The organism is Asticcacaulis sp. (genome assembly GCF_027484505.1).
Taxonomy (GTDB): Bacteria; Pseudomonadota; Alphaproteobacteria; order Caulobacterales; family Caulobacteraceae; genus Asticcacaulis.
The window spans coordinates 1-22,400 of the sequence record NZ_JAIXSV010000199.1 but is presented as its reverse complement, the minus strand read 5'-3'; the positions used below and the strand labels follow the sequence as shown (position 1 = coordinate 22,400).

The window sequence follows — 22,400 nt, the reverse complement described above, 5'->3', positions numbered from 1 at the left end:
CGCGCCAGCGCGCGATAGGCGTCGATAAAGCGGGTCAGGCTGGCCGAACGGCGCGACAGGGTGGTGAGGGCGTCGCGCGCGTGGTCGGCGGCTTCGCCTGACATCGGGCTGAGATAGTCCCGCGCGATGTCGGCCAGCGACGAGATGGGCGTCAGGGAGTTCATGATTTCATGGCCCAGCACCTGAAGCGTATCGCGCAAGGTGGCGGCTTCGACGCGATAGATTTCCGACTGCACATCCGTCAGTGTGGCCAGCCGGAAGGCACCGTCCTCCGTCTGTACCTCGTTGAGGGTGAGGGCGTAGCGTCGCCCGAAGAGATCCAGCCGGGGCTCGTTCGGGGGTGTCAGGGCCGACAGCAGGGACTCGCGACCGCGCACAATGGCGTCGTCGGTTTCAAACAGGGCGCGCGCCGCCCGGTTGACGGCCTGCGGCATCCCGCCGGGGGCCAGACTGATCAGGGGCAGGGGAATCTGATCCAGAAAGACGTGCACGGGATCGCTATGGCCCGCCGGCGCAGAGGCGGGCGGGAGCGTCGCGGCCGCTCGGTCTCCGCTCATCAGATAGGCAAACAGGATCAGACAGACGAGTGCCCCCAGCGCAGCATTGGCCCATAGTGCCCGGTTCACGGCGTCACCTACAAAGGCGGCGCTCAGGGCCAGGGCCAGAAGGGCCAGTCCCTGCCTCAGACGGGGCTCAGAGACCATGTTTGGCCATCCTTCGATAAAGCGAAGGCCGGGTCAGCCCCAGTTCAGCCGCTGCGGCAGACACATTGAAGTTATGCCGGTTAAGGGCCTCTTCGATCAGACTTTTTTCGGATTGCGCCAGATTGCCTCTGGGGGCGTCGGCGGCCGCGCCGGGGCGATCGTGCAGGTGCAGGTCGGCGGGCGTCAGGGCCGGATGGTCCGACAGGATGATGGCGCGTTCAATCACGTGTTTCAGCGCGTGGACATTATCGGTCCACGCTTCGGCCTGAAGACTGGCGCGGGCTTCTGGCGACAGGGTGCGCGGGTGAAAACCGTGCAACTGGCAGGTGGCCAGAATAAAATGCTCGGCCAGAGGCACGATGTCTTCGACCCGTTCACGCAGGGGGACGAGGGCGATATCCATGGTGCTGAGGGCGTACATCAGTCCGCGGTCCAGCCCGATTTCGGCGCGGGGTCTGGCGCTGGTGGAGATGACGCGGCTGTTGGAACGTGGCGCGCGATGCAGATAGCTCAGCAGGGCGGGAACGATCTTGTCCGGCAGGCGGTCGATGTTTTCGAGGATCAGCGTGCGGTTGGGCGTATCGTCAAGGTCTTCGGGGGACAGGGTGGCGCATTCCACCACACTGAGGCTTGAGCGGCGCGACTGATGGTGCAGGACGGTCGCCGCCAGCGACTTGCCCGTCCCGGTCTCGCCGCTAAACAGCACGGGGATGGTCAGGGCGGCGCAGCGGTCCATGGCCGCCATGAGGCGGCGCATGGGTTCCGACAAACCGATCAGGGCCGGGGGGCGGGTGGGGGCCAGCGTGTCGGTGCGCCGGGACGCAAGGGTCGCCTCCACGGTCGCCAGCAGGCGCTCATTGTTCCACGGCTTCATCACGAAGTCGCGGGCCCCGGCGCGCAAGGCCTGAACGGCGATCTGAAGCCCGCTGTGCCCGGTGACCACAATGACGCTGAGGCTCGGATCGTGGCGCAGCATATCCGCCAGACCGTCAAGCCCCTCCTGTCCGGAGGTCTGCGATTTGGAAAAGTTCAGATCGAGCAGCACCAGATCGACCGGCGTGGTGGCCAGCAGGCTGAGGGCGGTGACGGGCGACGCGGCCTCCAGATAGGTGTATCCGGCCCGGCGGAACAGAAGCTCTGCCGTTTTGCGCACATCCGGGTCGTCGTCAACAAACAGAAGGGTGGGGGAGGGTTCAGACATGTACGCTTTCGGACAAGGCGGTCAATTGAGCGGACACTTTGTAAGCGTCATCGAAAAAAGTCAACCAATACGAGCGGTTATATATAGTTGAAGCGTCTGGTAAACTACGCAGGCGAACACTGACGATTCGGCACGACGACGCCCGAAACGCGCAGATGTCAAAAAACGCGCAGCGAACATACGACAGAGTCCCATAGTGCTCTCTCGATTTTGGTCTGACAATAATATAAAAATCCGGTCGTGCGCGTCAAGGACGCCGCAAAGGACAACGGAACAGGGGAGACGGTGGATGAAGCTCAAAGCGACCTTGGTGGGGGCGTGCGCCCTGTTATCGGTGGTGACCAGCGCCTCTTTCGCGCAGGCTCCGGCAGGGCAGTTGCGCGTACCCGACGCGCATCTCTATGTCGGCGCCAATTATCAGCCAGTGGATCGCACGCCCGCGCAGATTCATCAGGATATTGCGCGCATGAAGGCCGCCGGTTTCACCGTGGTGCGTATGGGCGATCTGTCGTGGGATTACTTCCAGCCGGCCGAGGGTGTCTTCACTTTTGAGGCCTTTGATGCGGTGCTGGAGGAGATGCATCGCAACGGTATCAAGGTGATTGTGGACATTCCGGGCCAGCCGGCCCCCATGTGGCTGCACAAGGCCTATCCGGGCGTGGACCTTGTCACACAGAACGGCACACGCCTCTATGCCGCCGAACGCTATATGGATGATACCAGCGACCCTGATTATCTGAGGCTGGTCGCCGCATTGGCCGAGGCCATGACCAGACGCTATGGCCACCATCCGGCGGTCATTGCCTTCGGCTACAATAACGAAATCGGCAATGGCTTTATGTCTTATTCCGAGGCCGACAAGACCCGTTTTGTGGCGTGGCTGCAAAAAAAGTACGGCTCTCTGGAGACTCTGAACAAGGCCTGGGCGACGCAGCGCTGGTCACGCACCCTGACCGCGTGGGACCAGGTGGAAATCCCTTATGGGGATGGGCCCGGTCCCTTTGAGCGCTATCTGGATCTGCGCCGCTACTGGTCAGAAGCGACGATCAATGTCCTGATGATCCTTGAAAACGCCCGGCGTAAAAACGCGCCGGACAAGCCGGTCATTTCCAACCTGTGGGACAGCAGCGACCGCAAGGGGTTCGACTATCTGTCTACCTATAAGCAGTATGTCTCGCACGGGTCGCACGGCTATTATAACGGCGATGCCATCAGTGGCGCCTTCGAAACCCTGATGATGCGCGGCGCCTTGCCGACACCGAGCTGGTTTTCCGAATTTCAGGCGGGCGGCGGTGGCTATTACGGCACCAAAGGCCGGTCGCGCATGTGGGGCTATTTCGGCCTGCTGAACGGGGCGCAGGGCATGCTGGCCTGGACGTTCAATACGCATCTGGGCGGCGAGGAGCAGGCGCTTTTTGGCCTGATTGATCACGACGACACCCCGTCGTGGAAGCTGGACGAATGGGCCTCCATGGCCAAAGAGTTCAAAACGCTTGAAAAACTGGGCTTCCCCCGCGAACTGAAGCCACAGGTCGCCATCGCCTATTCGTTCGAGGCCAAGACCGCTGCAAGCCCCAAAAGCTGGTCGAATACCGTCGCCCAGTACCTGACCACGCCCTATATGGTTCAGGCGCACAATGCCTTTTCGCCCGTCTATAACGACAATATCGACGTCGCTGTGATCAATGTCGGCAAGGAGGACCTCAGCCGCTACAAGATGGTCGTGGTGCCGGGCCTCTACCTGATGGACAAGGCGTCGGCGGACAATATCCGCCAGTATGTGAGGGACGGCGGCACGGTGGTGATGACCGCGATGTCCGCCAAGGTGAACGAGACAAACCAATGGTTTAATACGCCTTTACCGGGCTATCTGTCAGACGTCTTCGGGGTGAAGACACGCGAATTTTACCGCAGGGACGCCGCTTTGAGCGGGCAGATCGGGGCAGCGTCGGTCAATACCACCATTCACTTCTATGAGGTGCTGGAACCGACCACCGCCACGGTTCTGGGCCGTTTTTCCAATGTCGAGGGAACGCCTCCGGTGGCTACGATCAATAGCTACGGAAAGGGGCAGGCCATCTATGTCGCAACGCCCGCTCAGCCGTCGGTGCTGCAACCCATATACCGCAGCCTCTATGGCAGGCTGGGGATTACGCCGGGGCCCGCGACCCCTGAGGGCGTCTATGCGCGGGTGGTGAACGGGCGCACCCTGTATGTGAACGCCTCCTACGGTCCGAAAGATATCCGTATTGAAGGCACGAAAACGGGGTTACTGTCCGGAAAAACGTGGTCGGGGACTCTACATCTGGAGGCCGACGGCGTTGATATTGTGCAATAGGCCCCGTTGCGTGGATGGGCTGCCTCGACGTGGGGACATTCAGGTATGAAACGCTTTGTGGAACTCGCGCTTTTCGCCGCCTGTCTCAGCCTGTTCACGGGCGGGCCTGCGTTTGCGGCACCGCCTTTGCCACCCGTGACGGTGACCGGGGGCCAGATTGCCGGTGTGGATGAGCAGGACGTTCATAAGTGGCTGGGTATTCCCTTTGCCGCGCCGCCGGTCGGTGATCTGCGCTGGCGCTCGCCACAACCGGTGATACCCTGGCAAGGGGTGAGAGCGGCGGATGCCTTTTCACCAGCCTGTGCCCAAACCGCGACATGGCTGCCTAATCCCAAAAGCGAAGATTGCCTGTATCTGAACATCTGGGCACCCAAAAACGCCCGTAACCTGCCGGTCATGGTGTGGATACATGGGGGCGGCTATTACGGCGGGAGCGCCGCCCAGCCGTCCTATGACGGGCGCAATCTGGCGCGGCACGGGGCGGTCATTGTCACCCTAAACTACCGTCTGGGCGTCCTCGGCTTTTTTGCCCATCCTGAGCTTTCGGCCGAGTCGCCGCACAAGGCCTCGGGCAATCAGGGCATCGAGGATCAGATCGCCGCCTTGCAATGGGTGCGCGACAATATCGCGGCCTTCGGCGGCGATCCGCAGCGCGTTACCATTTTTGGCAATTCGGCCGGCGGTGAATCCGTCGCACAACTGATGGCATCACCGGTCGCCAAAGGCCTGTTTCAGCGCGCCATCTCCCAAAGCGGCAATTTCGGCGTGCCGCTCAATGCCAGTGAGAACGCCTATTTTTCGCGACAATCGGCCGAAGATCGGGCGCTGACCTACGCCAAGGCGGTCGGGTCCACCCATATCTCTGATCTTCGCCACCTGAGCGTCGAAGACTTGCACAAGGTAGCCTATTACACGCTCCCCAGCGTTGATGGCTATGTTTTGCGTGAAGACCTGACGACGACCTATACCCAGAAGCGTCACAACGATGTGCCCTTGATGGCGGGCTGGACCGCTGACGAAGGCAAGGATCTGGCGCCGGAACTGCTGTTCACCCAGACTTTTACCGCGGCCAATTATCAGGCTTTGGTGACAAGGCTTCTGGGGCATGCGCCTTCACCGGAACTTCTGGCCGCCTATCCCGGTGCTACGGACGCCGAAGCCAAAGCCTCGATCAACCGGCTGAGCAATGACTGGTGGGGCTGGCGCATATGGTACTGGGCCGGGCTTCAGGCCAGAGAGGGTAAGGCCAGGCCGTACCTCTACTATTTTGCCCACATGCCAGCGCAACCCAAGCCCTGCTATTATGGGTGCGGTGTCGGTCATGGCGCGGAAATCCTGTTCGTCTTTGATAATCTGGATGCCGAAAAACGCGACTGGACGCCGCAGGACCGGCAACTGGCGACCCGACTTGCTGACACATGGGTGCGTTTCGCCAGAGACGGTGATCCCGGAAAGGATTGGCCGGCTTTTGATGGCCGTTCTGCCCGTGTGCACATCATTGCCACCGAAAAGGGTGCGAAAGAGGCGCAGACCCTGCCGGATTTCTCGCTGTTCTCACCCCCTTCCGAACCCCAAAAATAACGTTTCACACAGGAGACTCCATGCCCGTTAAAGCTTCCCGCAGGACCCTCGCTGCCCTGATCGCAGGTACCGTTCTGGTGCCCTCTGCCGTATTGGCCGCGCCCGCCGCGCGTCAGGTCACGCTCGACGTCACAAAGGCCACGCAGCCGGTTGACCGCTTTTATGACCTCTCGGTGGGGGCCGATTATCCGGGCACGACGATCCGCGAGGCCAATCTGGCGCAACTGGAAATCGCGGCTAAGGAACTGGGGTTCCGCTATATCCGCTTCCACGACATCTTCCACGACGAACTGGGCACGGTGAAGAGGGTTGATAACAAGCTGGTCTATGACTGGACGAAGATCGACTATCTCTACGACCGTCTGCTGAAGATGAAGATCAAGCCCTTCGTCGAGCTGGGCTTTACGCCGTCGGCGCTGAAGACCTCGGATCAGACCATCTTCTACTGGAAGGGCAATACCTCACCCCCGCGCCTCGACCTGTGGAAGCAGCTGGTGCATGATTTCACAAAGCACCTGATCGACCGCTACGGTATTGAAGAGGTGCGTAGCTGGTATTTCGAGGTGTGGAACGAACCTAATCTCGATGGTTTCTTCCAGTATGCCGATCAGGAGCAGTATTTCGCCCTTTATGGTGTCACAGCCCGCACGCTGAAAGCCATCGACCCGCAATTGCGCGTCGGCGGCCCGTCCACCGCCGGGGCGGCTTGGGTGCCGGAGCTTCTGGCCTATGCCAGGGCGACGAATACGCCCGTCGATTTCGCCACCACCCACACCTATGGCGTCGATTACGGCTATCTCGACGAAGAGGGTAAGATGGACCTTCAGTTGTCGAAGAAGCCGGACGCCATCATCGCCGACGTCAGAAAGGTGCGCGCCGAGATCGAGGCCTCGCACCTGCCCGGCTTGCCGCTGATCTTCACCGAATGGAGCACCAGCTATAATCCGCGCGACCTCAGCCACGATTCCTACGTCGCCGCCCCCTATATTCTCAGCAAGCTGAAGGGCACCAAGGGTGTGGCGCAGGGCATGAGCTACTGGGTCTATTCGGACCTGTTCGAGGAACCCGGCCCCCCCAACGCGCCCTTCCACGGCGGTTTTGGCCTGATGAACCGCGAAGGTATCCGCAAGGCCTCGTGGTTCACCTATAAGTATCTTAACACGCTGAAGGGCAATGAAATCCCGGCATCTGACGATCAGGTGTGGGCGGCCTATGACGGCAAGGGGGCTTCGGCGGTTATCTGGGACTTCCAGTTGCCGGATCAGAAGGGCTCAAGCAACAAGACCTTCTTCTCGAAGCTGGTCCCCAATGCCAGATCGGCCCCGGTCAGCCTGCAACTGACGGGCCTGAAACCCGGCCCTTATCGCCTGACGGTGCAGCGCTCGGGCTATAAGAAGAACGATGCCTACTCCGCCTATATAGAGCTGGGGGCACCGGACACACTGACGCCGGCACAGATCGAAAAGATGCAGGCCCTCACCACCGATGCCCCCGAAACCGACCGCAAGGTGACGGTTGGGTCAAACGGCACGGTGTCGATCAGCGTCCCCATGTCTAGCAATGATGTGGTGCTGGTAAAGGTGCAGCCCGCGTCCTGATGGGGTCACCCTGTGGGCCGGTCTATCGGCCGGCTCACAGGAATTTTGCGGGGGGCGTCAGGCTTCGATGGGAGCCGCTTCGACCTGCCGCAGCGTCGCGCGCAGCAATTCCCGCATCATGCCCTCGGCCCCGGCCGCATCGCCATTCGCAATGCAGGTCATGATCTGCTGCTGGAAGGAGAGGGTGAGCGGGCTGGGCTGAGCGTGGGTATATTCCATGTACAGCGCGGTGCTGATCAGGGCCAGCAGGCGCGTGAAAAACGCATTGCCGGATTCCAGCACGATTGTCTGGTGAAACTGGATCGCCGCCGTTAGGCGCGCTTCCGACTGAGCGGGGGCCGCTTCGAGCGCCGCAAAGATGTTCTGAAGCGATTTTACCACCGCCGCATCGCTTCGCGCCGCCGTCAGACCGGCGGCTACGGGTTCGACCGCCAGACGCATCTGGATAAATTCCCGGAAAATCTCCAGAGAGAAGGGCCGGCGACGCAGCCAGAAGCTGATTTCCGGATCGAGAAGGTTCCAGGCGGCCAGCGGCTGAATACGGTCGGCGCGCTGGCGGATACTGATCAGGCCCTTGCCCATCAGCATACGAATGGCTTCGCGGATCACCGTGCGGCTGGCCCCGTAGCGCACACTCAGTTCGGCTTCGTTGGGCAGGCCCGAACCGTCGAATTCACCGGCGACAATGGCTTCACCCAGCAGGCGGTGAACATGGACGGCCATCTTGGCCCCCGTCTCCATAAGGTCAGTCATTGCGCCCTCAGATCGTGCGGTATTCATCGTCTCTCTACGTCTAACGCATTCAATGTGCACTTCAAAGCACTATGGCGCATTTGCAAACGTGACCGTGTGGATGAGCCTTCGGGAGTCGCTATGTGTCCGTATTCGGACACCTCGAACAGTTTCGATCGCGTCGCATGTGTCATTGCGGAAATAATCACGCATATTCAGCCTATTAGCTGAGGGCCGGCGGCGCGTTATACTTCTGAAAAACGGTTGCGCAAACGCCGCCGATGTTCAGGGGAACGGGAATGTACGACGACGCCTTGCTGATCACAGACGCCCACTGCGAGTCCTTGCGTTATGGACCGCCGCGTCTCTGTGTGAACGAAGGGCAGGTTTTCCTGTCGTTTCAGGTCGATAACCCCACCCCGTGGCATATCACCGAATATGTCCAGATCTACGCCCGGCTGAGACAAGCCGACGGCGGTGTGTGCGAAAGGCTGATCGGCTGGGAAGGGTGCCCTGTGGCACCGGGTCAACAGCGAACCCTGCATTTTTACGCCGAAGCTCTGAGTGGTCAGGCGGCCAGTGACGCCCCCGGGGCTTTATCCGGGCTGCTGGAGGTGCAGATACGCAGTCTGTCTCAGCTCCGTTCCCGACTGATCTGCCGCGATCACTGCGAGCGCTTGTAAAAAGCCCTCGCTGAACAGGGAGACAGTTCAGCGAGGGGGAGTGGCCTCATCCAACGGGGAGAAGGCTTGATGCTCAGTGCGGTGCCAAACCAGTTGGCGAATAAGTAATATACTCATACAAAATGATGCACAAGAGGTTCGGGCTGATTTTTTATCGATAAATTGCAATTTCCTTTGTTTATAGCCGAAATTCTCATTTCATCGGACAATTATGTGATGTTTTTGCATCAAATATGAAAACAATTGCACAACGCTCAAAAACATTCTTGTCGTACAATAATATAATAGTGTGATATGAGCCCGTGCCCGCAGACGAGTCTGTCGCGGTCATCCAGTCAAACAAGAACGCCGCCGGATAGAGGACGGCTCACAGGGGAGGCATGTATGTTGCCAATAAAATCGCGCTTTTTAGCGCTCGTTGCCGGAACCTCGGCGATCGCCTTGTCAATGGCGATGCCGGTCTGTGCGCAAAACGCCACCGAGGCCAAGGAAGCCGAGGCCGCCAAAGCCGATGGCGATGCCGTCATCGTTGTCACTGCGCGTCGCAAGGCGCTTCAGTCGGCCATTGAAATCAAGAGGAAGGCCGACACGATCGTCGATTCGATCGTTGCCGACGAAGCAGGCAAGCTGCCCGACAATTCGATCACCGAAGTGCTGCAACGCATTTCGGGCGTGTCGATCTCGCGCTTCACTTCGACCAACGGCGGCAGCTCGGCGTTCCAGATTGAAGGGACGGGCGTCACCGTGCGCGGTCTGCCCTTCAATTCAAGCATGCTCAACGGCCAGCAGCTGTTCAGCGCCAATGGTGCCAGCGCCATCAGCTGGAACGAAGTGACGCCTGAACTGATGGCCGGTGTCGATGTCTATAAGGCGTCGCGCGCAGACCTGATCGAAGGCGGTGCGTCGTTGATCAACCTGCGCACCCATCTGCCCTTCGATTTCAAGGCCCCCCAGCTTAACCTCACGGTGGGCGGCAGCTACGGCAGCCAGGTGAAAAAGGCTTCGCCGCGCGTCTCCGCCATGGTCTCCAGGCGCTTCGACACCAATATCGGTGAAATTGGCGTACTGTGGGATGTCGCCTACAGCCGCCTGCACCAGCAGAGCAGCAACCTTCAGGTCGGCGCCATGTTCGGTGAGTATTCGCCGAACTCCACGCGTGACGACCATATGGCTTTTGTTCCCAGCTCGTTCACCTGGAGCAACAATCTCAGCCAGCGTGACCGTTACGGTGCCTATCAGGCCATCCAGTGGCGACCGACGGAAAACCTGACGCTGACCAACACCGTCTTCTTCTCGCAATATATCGACGCAGGACGCGGTAATACCGGATCGGTAGGGTCGAGCCCTTCGGCAACGTCCGCCGTTATGCCAAAGGTGGGCCGCCCGGTTGAATTTGATGCCGATGGCGCTTTCCGAAGGGGCAGTCTGACGGTCGGGTCCACTGGTAATGCGGTGGAATTCCAGAATCAGAGCAAGACCATTGGCTGGTTGCCCAGCTGGTATCAGCTTGATTGCGGCGCCACCTTTGGGGGCCCAGCCTCATCGCTCCAGTGGGACTGGTCAGCCAGTGCCGGGGTTGATCCCTCAAATCCCCCGGCGGGATGGGACGGCAGACGCCTGGTGCAGTGCGGGCCTGCGGGCACGTTTAACCCGAGCGGCGGGGCGTCGGCCTCGCACAGCAAAAGCTCTACCCTCGATATCTCGCAAAGCTTCCTGTGGACGGCTGGCGAACAGTTGACGGTGCGTGGCGGCGCGCAGTATGTGCGTTCGCGTATGACCGGGGAAAACATGTTTGTGGGCCTCGCCCAGACGAGCCCGCTGGTGAACTCGATGGACGTTGACCTGACAGGGTCTCTGCCGCTTCTGACGGGTCTTTCCACCACTGGCCTGCTTGACAAGAGCAAGGCATATCTCAGCAATTTCGGCTATCATAAACCCGATAACAAGGGCGAGATGACGGCTGCCCACTTCGATGTGGAATACCGGCCCAGCGATGAGGGCTTCCTGCGCACGGTTACCTTTGGCGCACGTATCGCCAAGCGTACCGAAAACGACGACAATGTGGGAACCTATTGGGCACCGCTCAGCCAGTCGTGGCTGTCGAATCCGTGGGGGGCGCATCCCGGCGATCCGTCCTATGGCGCAGGGAATATTCTGTATCTGACCAACCCGAACGTCCGCGCGTCGGATTACGAGGTCGCCACCTTCCCGAATTTCTTCGGCGGCGACGCGGCGGTTCCGGCGCAGCTTCTGGTCCCCAGCCAGTCCCTGATGCAAAGTTATGACTGGTACCATCTGCTCAAGACCTATAACGGGCAAATCGCCAACGGTACGGCGGATCAGTACTGGACGCGCTATATCGATCAGGGGCTGAACAAGACCGACAGCCGCATCGTCAACAAGGCCATCTATATCCAGGCCAAGTTCGCCCACGACGGTTTCGGGTTCATTCCGGCGTTTTCGGGCAATATCGGGGTGCGTTCGTTCACCGAAACCCTGACGGCGAGCGGCCTTCTGTCCACGCCCAATGCGACGAACCTCGCGCTCACCGAAAAGGACAGCACGGATTATTTCAACGCGCAGCAGGTGAAGACCGCCAATCCCAACGCCAACCCGGTGTTCCCGACGCTCTATGCGTTTGTTCAAGGGTATAGCCTGCAACAACGCAATTACAGCTACCATCGTGTTTTGCCGTCGTTCAACATCAAGTTCGACGTCAGCGACACCTTCATCATTCGCGCGGCAGCGTCGAGGGCGTCGGCACCACCGAATCTCAATGACATCCGCGCTGGCGGGTCGGTTGGTGCCCGATCGCGGCCTGCCACCAATCCGCAGGCCCCCGCGATTCTCACCGGGGTTTCCGTCAATGGTGGCGGTGCTGATCTGAAGCCGACCATGATCAACAGTCAGGATGTGACGTTCGAATTCTATCCGTCGTCGTCGAGCTTCTTCTACGTTGATCTGTTCGCCAAGCAGATCGAGGATCACCCGGTGTTCCATTCGTTCATCGCCAACAATCTGCCCATCCCGGCGAAGGCGTATGCCAATGGTCAGACTCCGCCGGTCAAGGCCGGGGACCCGGACCCGGGGACGCCGGCAACGCTCGATCTGCCGTGGCTCTATCTGCAGAACAAGACCTCTGACCAGAAGGCCGAGATCAAGGGCTTTGAAATCGGTGGCCGTAAATTCTTCGATCAGCTTCCCGGCTGGATGCGTGGGTTTGGTATTGATGCCAACCTGACCTATATCGACAGCAAAAATCCGGCCCAGCAGGCCAATAGCGTGCTAACCCCGCCGCCGGCCAATGGCGCTCTGCCGGGCCTCAACCCGGATGGCACCGTGCCGCAGACCTACCCCGACCTTCCCTATGCCGGGTTGTCGAAGTGGGCCTATAATATCCAGCTGCTGTACAGCCGCGACAAGGTCAATGTCCGTCTGGCCTACAACTGGCGGGACAAGGCCTTGCTGTCTACCAATGTCAATCCGCTGTCCTACGCGACAAGCGGCGGCAACCCTTACATCCTAAATACCAGCCCAAGCAACTTTGACAGTGCCCATTCCTATCCGGTGTACAACATGGTTCCGGCCTATATGGCGGCGGCCGGTTACCTGGACCTGGGCTTTGACTACAGGCTGAACGAGAAGATTTCCGTGTCCTTCAACGCGAACAACCTTCTCAATACAAAGTCGAAAACACTTCAGGAGCCTGTGCCTGGCGTGTTCGAGCCTTACGATTACAACGTTAGCGATCAGCGTTACGAAGTCACCGTGCGGGCGCGCTTCTAACGACCTGAAGGGGAAGGGCGCTTCATGGCGAAGTGCCCTTCTTCTTCCACATTCGGAAATGCTCTATGAACAGCGTACAGCAACAGGACATCGTTATACTGGGCGGCGGCGCGGCGGGGTGGATCGCGGCGGGGTTGCTGGCGCGCAAGACGGATCGCCGTCGAACGCGCATCACCGTGGTGGAATCCGAGGAGATCGGCATTATTGGCGTCGGGGAGGCGACGGTGCCGGTACTGGCGCACTGCAACGCCTTACTCGGCATTGACGAAAATGACTTTATTCGCCGCACCCAGGGCACGTTCAAGCTGGGTATTGAGTTTTGCGACTGGGATGTCGTGGGGAACCGGCATTTCCACGCCTTCAGCGACTATGGTCATCAGGTGGAGGGGGTATCGACCCATCACTACTGGCTGAGACTGCGGCAGGCCGGCGATACGCATCCGATCGATGACTATTCGTTCGCCTACGCCGTTGCCAAAAACAATCGTTTTGCACCGGGCGATCCGCAGAATGCGCGCTATCACTATGCCTATCATTTCGATGCCGCCCTGTACGCCCGCTATCTGCGCGAGGTGGCGACCGGGCAGGGGGTACAGCGTATCGAAGGCCGGATGACGCACGTCGATCTGGACAGTGCGTCTGGCCATATCACCGGCATCCATCTTGCCGATGGTCGTAAGGTCCCCGGCGACCTGTTTCTGGATTGCACCGGTTTCGCGTCCGAATTACTGGGAAAGGCGCTGAACACGCCGTTTGTTGACTGGTCACACTGGCTGCTGTGCAACAGCGCCATGGCGGTCCCGGCGACGCGGACCGGCGCGCCCATGCCGTTTACGCGGTCCACCGCCCACGCCGGGGGCTGGCGCTGGACGATTCCCCTGCAACACCGCAGCGGCCATGGCATGGTCTATAATTCGGACCTCTGGAGCGACGACGCAGCGCGCGACGCTCTGCTTGGTGCCATTGAGGGCGAACCACTGGCTGAACCCAGAATGTTCCGCTTTACTTCCGGGCATCGCAAGGCCTTCTGGAACCGCAACTGTATAGGGATCGGTTTCGCCTCCAGCTTTCTCGAACCGCTGGAGTCCACCGGGCTACAGCTGATCGTCATGGGCGTCCTGAAGTTGCTTCAGTTCTTCCCCGAAAGGACGATCAACCCCGTTTTGCGCGACGAGTACAATCGGATCTCCACCCGCGAGATCGAGCGTATACGCGACTTCATCATTGCGCACTATTACCTCTCACGCCGGCCAGAACCGTTGTGGGCGGCGTGCCGCGACATCGAGATACCCGACAGCCTGCGCCACAAGCTGGAGGTATGGAACGCCAGCGGACAAATCCCGCTGGGTGATCTGGAGTCCTATATGGAACCGAGCTGGCTCGCCATCCTGCTGGGCAATGGGGCCGTGCCCGCGCGCCATGCCGTAGCGGCGGACCTCTACCCGTTGGAACAGATTAAAAAAGGTATGGATTTGCGCCGCGAAGAGATCAGGCGCTCAGCGCAGGCGGTCATGTCGCATCAGGAGTTCATCGACCGGTACTGCAAGGCGGCTTCTGAGCGGCCTCAGGCAAAGTTAGGGATAGCTTGACAGTACGCAAAGGGTTTTATTATCATATAATCATTCAATTTATCGGCGTCGAATGTAGCGAGGCCGAAGGGATGGGGTGACGCCCTTTCAAGAACAGATGTCTTGACGACCCCTCCGCAAAGCCGTCCCCTGTGTCGGCTGTAACCCCTGAAATCTGAAACAGTCACAAAGAGAGCCGTAAACGGCCTGAACAAAATGAGGAAGTACCCTATGACAAAACAAACCGGCAAGACGCCAAAGGTCCTGAACCGTCGCCATCTGATCATGGCCACCGCCTGCGTGGTGCCCTTATCGGTCGTGGCCTGCGGTGGAGGTGGAGGCGGTGGCGTATCGACGGCCTCCGCAGGCGGCACCTCCTCGTCGTCTTCCTCATCCGCCTCATCGTCCTCATCAGCGAGCGGTTTGTATCCCAACTACAATACAAATCCGCTGTCGGCGAATGCGGCCGGGATGAGCAGCACGGCGGCCGAGATTGCCGCCAAAATCAAGCTGGCCATCAATATCGGCAATACGATGGAAGCCATAGGCGGGGAGACCGCCTGGGGTAATCCGCTCATCACCCAGGCGCTTGTCAACAAGTATAAGGCTTTGGGATTTGACGCCATTCGACTGCCGTGCGCCTGGGACCAGTATGCGGATAAGGCAACGGCGAAGATTTCCAGTACCTGGCTGGATCGCGTCAAGACGGTTGTACAGTATTGCATCAACGCCGACCTCTATGTGGTGCTGAACATCCACTGGGATGGGGGATGGCTTGAGAAGCACATAGATGAGGCCAGCAAGGATGCGGTCAACGCCAGGCAGAAAGCGTTCTGGGAGCAGATCGCCACCCATCTGCGCGACTTCGACGAGCGCCTGATTTTCGCCAGCGCTAACGAGCCGGACGCCGGTACGGAAGCGAATACAAAAATCCTGCTCAGCTACCATCAGACCTTTATCGACGCTGTGCGCGCGACCGGCGGCCGAAACGCCTACCGCACCCTCGTCGTGCAGGCGCCGCAAACCAATACCGAGCTTGCCGTTTCGATGTGGCCGGGCATGCCCACCGATACCGCGACGAAGCGTCTGATGTTCGAAGTCCACTACTACGCGCCGTCGCAGTTCATGATCATCGACAAGGACGCGTCCTGGGGCAAAATGTTCTACTACTGGGGTCGCGACAACCATTCGACGATCGAGCCGGACCGCAACGCGACCCACAGCGAGGAGCCCTATGTCGATCAGCAGATGCTGGCGATGAAAACCAACTTCATCGACAAGGGCATCCCCGTCATCGTCGGCGAGTATGGTGCGTGGCGTAAAACCCAGCCGCTCGACATGCCCAAGCACAATGCCTCGGTGGATTTCTGGAACCGTTATGTCACCCAGCAGGCGCGGGCCAATGGCGCCGTGCCCTTCTTCTGGGACACCGGAGCCCTCATCGATCGCACCACGCTTGCGGTCAAGGATCAGGCGATGCTGGACGCCCTGCTCATCGGAGCCGGAAAGAAATAAGAGCGGAAGCCATCCGCTCAGGCACAGGGCCTGCAACGCACAGAACAGTCTATCGGTTGTTCGAATTCATGAGGCGTTACAAAAAAATGAGAGCATTCGCCGACTCAATTGAGCCGACGAATGCTCTGACTGTGCGTATAAGAGTCTCTTTACATGAGGTTTAATAAACACCAATCAGGGCCATAAAGGAAAAGATCATGGTGAAGCTAACCAAGCGCAGCCTGCTGGGCGGTGTACCACTGATGGGGGCGTTGGGTGCGGTTGCCGGGGCCGGTTTTGTGGCCCCCAAGGCCATGGCAGCCCCTGAGAGCGATGCCTGTCAGCCCAGACCACCGGTCCGTTACGATCTGCCGGTCGCCAAAGGGCCGTTTCAACCGACGCCGGAGTCGCTGAAGACCTATCAGACGCCCGACTGGTTCCGCGATGCCAAATTCGGTATCTGGTCGCACTGGGGCCCGCAGGCCGTGCCGCGCGTCGGGGACTGGTACGCGCGTAACCTCTATATCCCCGGCCACTTTCACAATACGCACCACGTCAAGACCTACGGCCAGCCGTCCAAGTTTGGCTATAAGGACATCATCCCCCTGTGGAAGGCCGAAAAGTTTGATCCCGAAGGGTTGATGGATCTTTATGCGGCGGCCGGGGCCAAATACTTCGTCAGCATGGGCGTCCACCACGACAATTTCGACCTTTGGAAGTCGAAGCACCACAAATGGAACGCGGTCGCCATGGGCCCCAAACGCGATATTGTCGGCGCGTGGGCGGCGGCGGCGCGCAAGCGCGGCCTGCGGTTCGGCGTCTCCGAGCATCTGGGGGCCAGCCACAACTGGTTCCACCCCAGCCATCTGTATAATCAGACCTGGCCGGAAAACGGCGTCGCCTATGACGGGGCCGACCCGCAATATGCCGACCTCTATCATCCGGCCCATAACGAGCCTTATCGCGGCACGGCGGACACCTGGTACACCAAGGACCCGGCCTTCCATCAGATCTGGTACAACCGTATTCAGGACCTGATCGACAGCTATGAACCGGACCTCCTCTATTCAGACGGCGGTCTGCCCTTCGGTGTGGTCGGGCGCAGTCTGGTCGCGCACATGTACAACAAGAGCGTGGCGCGCGCCGGACGCAACGAAGCCGTCTATAATGGCAAAGATTTCGGCTCCGGCGAGTTCTACAGAGAGGCCTTCGTGCAGGACGTCGAACGCGGCGTGCTGAAAGGCATCAATCCCTATCCGTGGCAGACCTGCACGTCGAACGGCGACTGGTTCTATTCGGACGGGTTCAAGTACAAGACCAGCACCGAGGTGATCCACATGCTGTGCGACATCGTCAGCAAGAACGGCAATCTGCTGATGAATGTGGTGCAGTATCCCGACGGCAGCTTGCCGCCGGAATCGCAAACCCTGCTGGCCGATCTGAGCGCATGGATGCAGGTCAATGGCGAGGCCATTCATGGCACCCGGCCGTGGACGCAGTTCGGCGAAGGCCCGACCGAGGCCGCCGAAGGGGCGTTTCAGGAGGGGACGGCCTATTCGGCGCAGGACATTCGCTTCACGACGCGCGGCAAGACCCTGTATGCGATTTCGCTGGGTAAGCCCGAAGGTCGCCTCGCCATTCAGGCGCTGGGCAAAAACGTGAAACAGGGGCGGGCGGTGAAGCAGGTGCGTCTCCTGGGAGTGGCCAAACCCTGCGCCTTCCGTCAGGAGGCGGGGGCACTGGTGATCGAGGTGCCTCAGGGGGCCTCGCCCATGGCCAGCGCGTTTGAAATTACCTTCCGCGGCTAGAGCGCAGGTCGATAGCACGAAAAAAGCGGCGTCCGGATGGTCCGGATGCCGCTTTTTTTGATCCAGAGTGCAATCCGATAAAGTGGAAACCACTTTTCGGAAAAATTGCGCGACTAAACAAAAACTTAGAGCATTCGGCGGCTCAACTGAGCCGACGAATGCTCTAAGCACAGGTCAGTTCGATGACCGTGAGCGGGTCACCGCGCGACTCTGCGGCCACCTGAAGCGTCAGCGTGCCGTCAGTTTGAGACCAGACGACCTTGCCGCCCGTCACAGTAACCGCCGTCTGCACGGTTTTGGGGAAATCGCTCAGGGTCAGGCGGTCTTCCGGCCAGGAGAAGATGTGCACAAACACCTTGTTTTTACGGAAGGTCGTGCCGAAAACGCCATCGCGCGGCTGAAGCGGTCCGGGGCGGGTGTCCTGAATCGTATAGCCGTATTTGCCCATCCATTGGCCTATGCCCTTGAGCGTTTCGGCCTGAGCGGGCGGGATACGCCCTTGCGGGTCTGGTCCGACATTGATCAGGGCATTACCGTTGCGCACGGCGGCGTTGACGATAAACGGGATCACCTTTTGCCACGACATGGCGTAATTGTCCGGCGTGTAGCCCCAGGCCGAGCCGAGGGCGAAGGTCTTTTCCCACGGACGCGCCCGGATCGGCCCTGAGATGGTGCCGTGGCCTTCTTCGGTGTCGAAATCGCCGATCCAGCCCGAACGCGGATTGATCAGAATTTTGGGCTGGTATTTGCGCACCCTGCCATTGAGCTTGGCCGGCTCCCAGAACCACGCCGCGTCGGCATCGGTCCCCTTGTGCGCCAGCCAGCCGCCATCCCACCACAGGACGTCGATCTTGCCGTAGTTTTTCATCAGTTCACCGACCTGATCATAGGTCTGCATTTTCAGCAGCCGGGCGTTTTCCGGCAGTTCGCGCGGGTGGAAATAGCCGGGGAAGCGCCAGTCGAGCGGCGAATAATAGAGCCCGACCTTCAGCCCGGCGCGCCGCACGGCGTTTACATAGGGCCGGATCAGGTCGCGGTGCGCCTTGGCGTGCAGGGCGTCAAAATGCTGGAAGCTGGACGGGCTGTCCCACAGGGCGAAGCCGTCGTGGTGGCGGGCCGTCATCACCATGTAGCGGGCTCCGGCCTGTTTGGCCAAAGCGGCCCACTGGTCCGGATCATAGGCCTGCGGATCGAATTGCTCGGCCAGCTTGCGGTACTCGCCCGGTGGCACCTTGTCATTGAACATGTGCCATTCGCCGCGACCGGGAATGGCGTAGAGCCCCCAATGCACAAAGATGCCGAACTTGGCGTCACGCCACCACGCAAGGTCCTTTTCCGGCAGCAAAAGCTCAGGGGCCAGCGCCGGATCGGCATTGGACAGCTTGGCCGCTGACTTCTGCTCGTCTGTCTGGGGTGCGGCAAAAGTCGCCGCTGGTGCCGCCAGCGCGCAGGCCCCGGCCATCAAAAAATGTCGTCTGCCCATCCTCATGGGTGCCTCCTTGTGTTTTATTATGGCAGCGCTCCGGCCACACCGGTGGCGAACGGCGGGCTTCAGGCGCGGACACGCACCACATCGGTAAAGCCGAAGGGCTGACCGCGACGGGCGCGGAAAATCAGACTGACCCAGTGCTTCCCGGCGCCCCTGGGGAAGGGGGCACTCAGGGGGGCGCTGTCGTCGCTGGTCTTTTCAGCCACCTTCTGCCCATCGATATAGAGGGTCGCCGGCCCCAGCAGGCCCAGACATTCGATGACGCCGCCGCTCTTGCGCACTCTGGCATAGGGTTCGACCTCGACGGCGCACAGGACCTCCATGTCGCGGTCGGGCGCGGGGAAAGGCACGCCCGCGCGGAACCAGCCCCACGAATTCATGTCATTATCCTTGGGGCGCAGATGGGGATCAGGCGGGCCCGCCTGTTCGGGGGCGCGCCGCCAGTTTTCGGTGATCTGCACGCTTTCGGAAACGGCCTGATAGGGCCAGGGCTGTGCCGCCTGAACGTCGATACTGAGCGTCGCGGGCTTCAGACCCTCGGCCATAGCCTTCAGGACGAGTGGGCCGGACTGGCCTTCGCGCGTCTGGACGATCACCTGCGCTAACCCATTGAACAGGGCGCGCGTGTCGCCTTTTTCGCGGCTGATGTCGTTGGGATTGCCGTTGCCGAGCCCAATAATGTCACCGCCTTCGACCGTAAAGCGCACGCTGTGCTGGGCCGTCGGCATGTGCCGGCCCTTCGCGTCCAGCGCTTCGACCGTGAAGGGCTGGGCATCTATGCCATCCCCCTTCATCAGTGGACGGAAGGGCGTTAGTTTCAGTTGCACCGGCGCGCCGGTCGTTTCGACCTCAAAGCGCTTGACCACCTTGCCGCCGCGATAGCCGACGGCGCTCAGCTTTCCGGGCGCATAGGCGACGCTCCAGCGGTTCATCTCGTAACGGTCCCCCGTCTGACGCCCCAGCGAGCGGCCATTCAGGAACAGTTCCACCTCGTCCATATTGTGCAGGGCCATGACCAGGATGTCCTGCCCCTCCTGTCCGGCCCAGTTCCAGTGCGGGGCCAGATGCAGCACCGGCTCGCTGCGCCACATGGCCCGCCGCATCCAGAAGGCGGTCTTGGCGAAGCCGCACAGGTCCATAATGCCGAAGAAGGACGAGTTGGAAGGCCACTGATGCGGCGTTGGTTCGCCGTGATAATCGAAGCCGGTCCACACGAAGGTGCCCGCCACAAAAGGCCGCTCGGCAATGGCCTTCCAGCCGACGCGCTGCGTGGTGCCCCAGTCGGCGGCGTCATCGTCATAAGAGGCGATGATGTGCTTGTCTTTTATGGTCTTGTATTCGCCGCGCGTCATAAAGGCGGAGCAGTCTTCCGACGAGGTGAGGGGCAGGGTCGGGTGCGCCTTATGGAAGGCGTCGTAATTCTGATACTGATAGTTGAAACCGACCACATCGACGGCCTGAGACACATTGACGGGCGTAAACAGGCCGTCATTCATGGCCGCCGTCACCGGGCGGGTGGTGTCGAGCGACTTGACCTTGGCCACCATGCGCCGGACCATCTGATAGCCCTGTTCCGTGCCCTGCATCGGTTCTTCGTTGAAGACGGACCACAGGATGACCGAGGGGTGGTTGCGATCGCGGCGCACCAGCCACTCCAGCTCGGCCATATGGATGGGTGAGGGGTTGAAGACGCGGTTTTCGTCCATCACCAGAAAGCCCATGCGATCGCACAGGGCATAAAAGGCCTTGTCCTGCGCATTGTGCGAGCAGCGGATGGCGTTGCAGCCCAGCTCTTTGAGGCGGTGCAGACGATATTCCAGAAGCCCGACGGGTACGGCGACACCAACCCCGGCATGGTCCTGATGGATGCACACGCCTTTCAGCTTGACCGGCCGGTCATTAAGGAAGAAGCCCTTGTCCGGATCAAAGCTCTGGGTGCGGAAGCCGGCGGGGGTCACCACCTCGTCAAGGATACGCCCTTGCTGGATGAGTTGGGTGCGTACCTGATACAGGTAAGGGGAGTCGATATCCCACAGGGTCGGGTTCTGCACATTCATGCGACCGGTCGCGACACCGGTCTGCATTGCCGGGATTTGCGCCGTCAGGCGACAGGTGCCGACAACCCGGCCCGCCGCATCGACCAGCGACGAGACGATTTCCGCCGATTGCGGCCGGTCGGTGGTGTTGTTCAGCGTCACTTCGACGGGAATCTGCCACTGATCGCCGGTCTTTACAGGGTGGGCAAAGACGCCATCGGTCTCAATATGCAGCGGATGACGCTTGACGATCCAGGTGTTGCGGTAAATGCCCGCCCCTTCGTACCACCAGCCCTGCATGGCGTCGGCATCGACGCGCACCACCAGTGAATTGAGTGCCGCGCCGTAGGACAGATAGGGCGTGATATCGACATAGATGGAATTATAACCCGACCAGTTGCGGTTGATCAGCGTGCCATTGAGCCAGAGGGTGGCGTGGGTCGAGATGCCATCAAGTTGCAGCTCGATATGCTTGCCGCGGTCGCTCTCCTCGAATTTCAGCAGGTTGCGATACCAGCCTATGCCGCGTTTGCGATACCCCTGCGCCAGATTTTCGCGTTCGTCCGGCACCTGAAAGCTGGCAAAGTCGTGGGGTAGAGTGACATTCGTCCACTCCGTATCGTCGTAGGCCGCCGCCGCCGCGCCCCAGGCCGATCCGGCCTTGGCATTGGCGTAGGACCAGCCGTGCCCCAGTATCTTGGGGAAGGGAATGTCGCCTTCGAAAAAGCGCCAGCCCTTGTTCAGCGAGAGCACTTCGCGCGGTGACGGCCCGCTGGCCGCCTCCGGAGCCGGGGAAGGGGCGGCGCGATCCGTAGCCTTTGCACTGGCGGGAACCCCATAGGACACAGCCCCCAGCAGGCTCACGGATTTCAACAGGTCACGTCTGTCCAGCACGCGCATCTCCCTTTTATTGTCCGACAATAATATTATTTTGAGAACGCTTGTCCAGTCGTGATCAGAGGATTCTACAGAAATGACCGGTGGAGGCTTTGCGCGGCCCCTTCTTGTCTGCATGGGACGCCAGCGGCGTATTGAAGCGAAGCTTATTATAATATAATAACGCAGCAAACACAGAACACGGGCAGGGGATGACATGCGCAAACAGACACACACAGGCAGCCTTTTCAGGGGGTTGCTGGCAGCGCTACTGCTGATATGCGGGCTGGTCGTGCCCGCTGTGGCCCAGTCTCCGCGTGAGCGTCTCAATATTGATAAGGGCTGGCGTTTTGCCTACGGCCATGCCGATGAGGCGCAGCGTGACTTTGGCCATGGTCTGCGGCCTTTTTTCTTCGCCAAGGCGGGTTATGGCGACGGCCCGGCCAATCCGGACTTCAGCGATGTCAGCTGGCGCAAGGTCGATCTGCCGCACGACTGGGCGGTCG

At 60.2% G+C, this 22,400-nt stretch carries 12 protein-coding genes and 2 pseudogenes; 9 read left to right on the top strand and 5 right to left on the bottom strand.

What is annotated here, in order from left to right:
- Positions 1–704: pseudogene (locus Q0072_RS12205) on the bottom strand (sensor histidine kinase); the annotation flags it as partial.
- Positions 694–1,905, bottom strand: a complete 1,212-nt coding sequence (locus Q0072_RS12200) for a response regulator (protein WP_298330443.1) — start codon at positions 1,903–1,905, stop codon at positions 694–696. The gene Q0072_RS12200 and the pseudogene Q0072_RS12205, both read right to left, overlap by 11 nt.
- Positions 1,906–2,194: 289 nt before the next feature.
- On the opposite strand from Q0072_RS12200, the gene Q0072_RS12195 reads away from it, so the two are divergent.
- Genes Q0072_RS12195 through Q0072_RS12185 form a run of 3 tightly spaced genes read left to right on the top strand, consistent with a single transcriptional unit; the run spans position 2,195 to position 7,422 of the window.
- Positions 2,195–4,243 (top strand): beta-galactosidase, encoded by a 2,049-nt coding sequence (locus Q0072_RS12195; RefSeq protein ID WP_298330440.1) that lies wholly within the window; start codon positions 2,195–2,197, stop codon positions 4,241–4,243.
- Between the two features lie 45 nt (positions 4,244–4,288).
- The gene (locus tag Q0072_RS12190; protein WP_298330437.1) at positions 4,289–5,824 is read left to right on the top strand and encodes a carboxylesterase family protein; all 1,536 of its coding nucleotides are present in this window, start codon (positions 4,289–4,291) and stop codon (positions 5,822–5,824) included.
- Positions 5,825–5,844: 20 nt separating this feature from the next.
- Positions 5,845–7,422, top strand: coding sequence for a beta-xylosidase (locus Q0072_RS12185; RefSeq protein ID WP_298330435.1), 1,578 nt, complete (start codon positions 5,845–5,847; stop codon positions 7,420–7,422).
- Between the two features lie 57 nt (positions 7,423–7,479).
- Here the strand turns inward: Q0072_RS12185 and Q0072_RS12180 are convergent, their stop codons facing one another.
- Complete coding sequence (locus tag Q0072_RS12180; protein ID WP_298330434.1) at positions 7,480–8,175, bottom strand: FCD domain-containing protein; 696 nt, start codon at positions 8,173–8,175, stop codon at positions 7,480–7,482.
- A 278-nt stretch (positions 8,176–8,453) separates the two neighbouring features.
- Here Q0072_RS12180 and Q0072_RS12175 point away from each other — a divergent pair, with 278 nt between their 5' ends.
- From Q0072_RS12175 to Q0072_RS12155, 5 genes are all read left to right on the top strand, one after another.
- Positions 8,454–8,837, top strand: a complete 384-nt coding sequence (locus tag Q0072_RS12175; protein ID WP_298330432.1) for a hypothetical protein — start codon at positions 8,454–8,456, stop codon at positions 8,835–8,837.
- A gap of 384 nt (positions 8,838–9,221) precedes the next feature.
- Complete coding sequence (locus Q0072_RS12170) at positions 9,222–12,623, top strand: TonB-dependent receptor (RefSeq protein ID WP_298330430.1); 3,402 nt, start codon at positions 9,222–9,224, stop codon at positions 12,621–12,623.
- Positions 12,624–12,688: 65 nt separating this feature from the next.
- Positions 12,689–14,212: a tryptophan halogenase family protein gene (locus Q0072_RS12165; RefSeq protein ID WP_298330427.1), complete on the top strand. Its 1,524-nt coding sequence runs from the start codon at positions 12,689–12,691 to the stop codon at positions 14,210–14,212.
- 210 nt (positions 14,213–14,422) lie between these two features.
- Positions 14,423–15,706, top strand: coding sequence for a glycoside hydrolase family 5 protein (locus Q0072_RS12160; protein ID WP_298330426.1), 1,284 nt, complete (start codon positions 14,423–14,425; stop codon positions 15,704–15,706).
- Between the two features lie 197 nt (positions 15,707–15,903).
- Positions 15,904–17,493, top strand: a complete 1,590-nt coding sequence (locus Q0072_RS12155) for an alpha-L-fucosidase (RefSeq protein WP_298330423.1) — start codon at positions 15,904–15,906, stop codon at positions 17,491–17,493.
- 163 nt (positions 17,494–17,656) lie between these two features.
- Here the strand turns inward: Q0072_RS12155 and Q0072_RS12150 are convergent, their stop codons facing one another.
- A complete protein-coding gene (locus tag Q0072_RS12150; RefSeq protein ID WP_298330420.1) occupies positions 17,657–18,982 on the bottom strand; it encodes an alpha-L-fucosidase in 1,326 nt (441 codons plus the stop codon).
- 62 nt (positions 18,983–19,044) lie between these two features.
- Positions 19,045–21,918, bottom strand: a complete 2,874-nt coding sequence (galA, locus tag Q0072_RS12145; RefSeq protein ID WP_298330417.1) for a beta-galactosidase GalA — start codon at positions 21,916–21,918, stop codon at positions 19,045–19,047.
- Between the two features lie 193 nt (positions 21,919–22,111).
- On the opposite strand from galA, the pseudogene Q0072_RS12140 reads away from it, so the two are divergent.
- Positions 22,112–22,400 (top strand): annotated as a pseudogene (locus Q0072_RS12140) (beta-galactosidase); the annotation flags it as partial.

Excerpts from the sequence above, each read along its gene's own strand:
- Q0072_RS12200 (WP_298330443.1), bottom strand. The coding sequence starts at position 1,905 with ATGTCTGAACCCTCCCCCACCCTTCTGTTTGTTGACGACGACCCGGAT.
- Q0072_RS12195 (WP_298330440.1), top strand. The coding sequence starts at position 2,195 with ATGAAGCTCAAAGCGACCTTGGTGGGGGCGTGCGCCCTGTTATCGGTG.
- Q0072_RS12190 (WP_298330437.1), top strand. The coding sequence starts at position 4,289 with ATGAAACGCTTTGTGGAACTCGCGCTTTTCGCCGCCTGTCTCAGCCTG.
- Q0072_RS12185 (WP_298330435.1), top strand. The coding sequence starts at position 5,845 with ATGCCCGTTAAAGCTTCCCGCAGGACCCTCGCTGCCCTGATCGCAGGT.
- Q0072_RS12180 (WP_298330434.1), bottom strand. The coding sequence starts at position 8,175 with ATGACTGACCTTATGGAGACGGGGGCCAAGATGGCCGTCCATGTTCAC.
- Q0072_RS12175 (WP_298330432.1), top strand. The coding sequence starts at position 8,454 with ATGTACGACGACGCCTTGCTGATCACAGACGCCCACTGCGAGTCCTTG.
- Q0072_RS12170 (WP_298330430.1), top strand. The coding sequence starts at position 9,222 with ATGTTGCCAATAAAATCGCGCTTTTTAGCGCTCGTTGCCGGAACCTCG.
- Q0072_RS12165 (WP_298330427.1), top strand. The coding sequence starts at position 12,689 with ATGAACAGCGTACAGCAACAGGACATCGTTATACTGGGCGGCGGCGCG.
- Q0072_RS12160 (WP_298330426.1), top strand. The coding sequence starts at position 14,423 with ATGACAAAACAAACCGGCAAGACGCCAAAGGTCCTGAACCGTCGCCAT.
- Q0072_RS12155 (WP_298330423.1), top strand. The coding sequence starts at position 15,904 with ATGGTGAAGCTAACCAAGCGCAGCCTGCTGGGCGGTGTACCACTGATG.
- Q0072_RS12150 (WP_298330420.1), bottom strand. The coding sequence starts at position 18,982 with ATGAGGATGGGCAGACGACATTTTTTGATGGCCGGGGCCTGCGCGCTG.
- galA (WP_298330417.1), bottom strand. The coding sequence starts at position 21,918 with ATGCGCGTGCTGGACAGACGTGACCTGTTGAAATCCGTGAGCCTGCTG.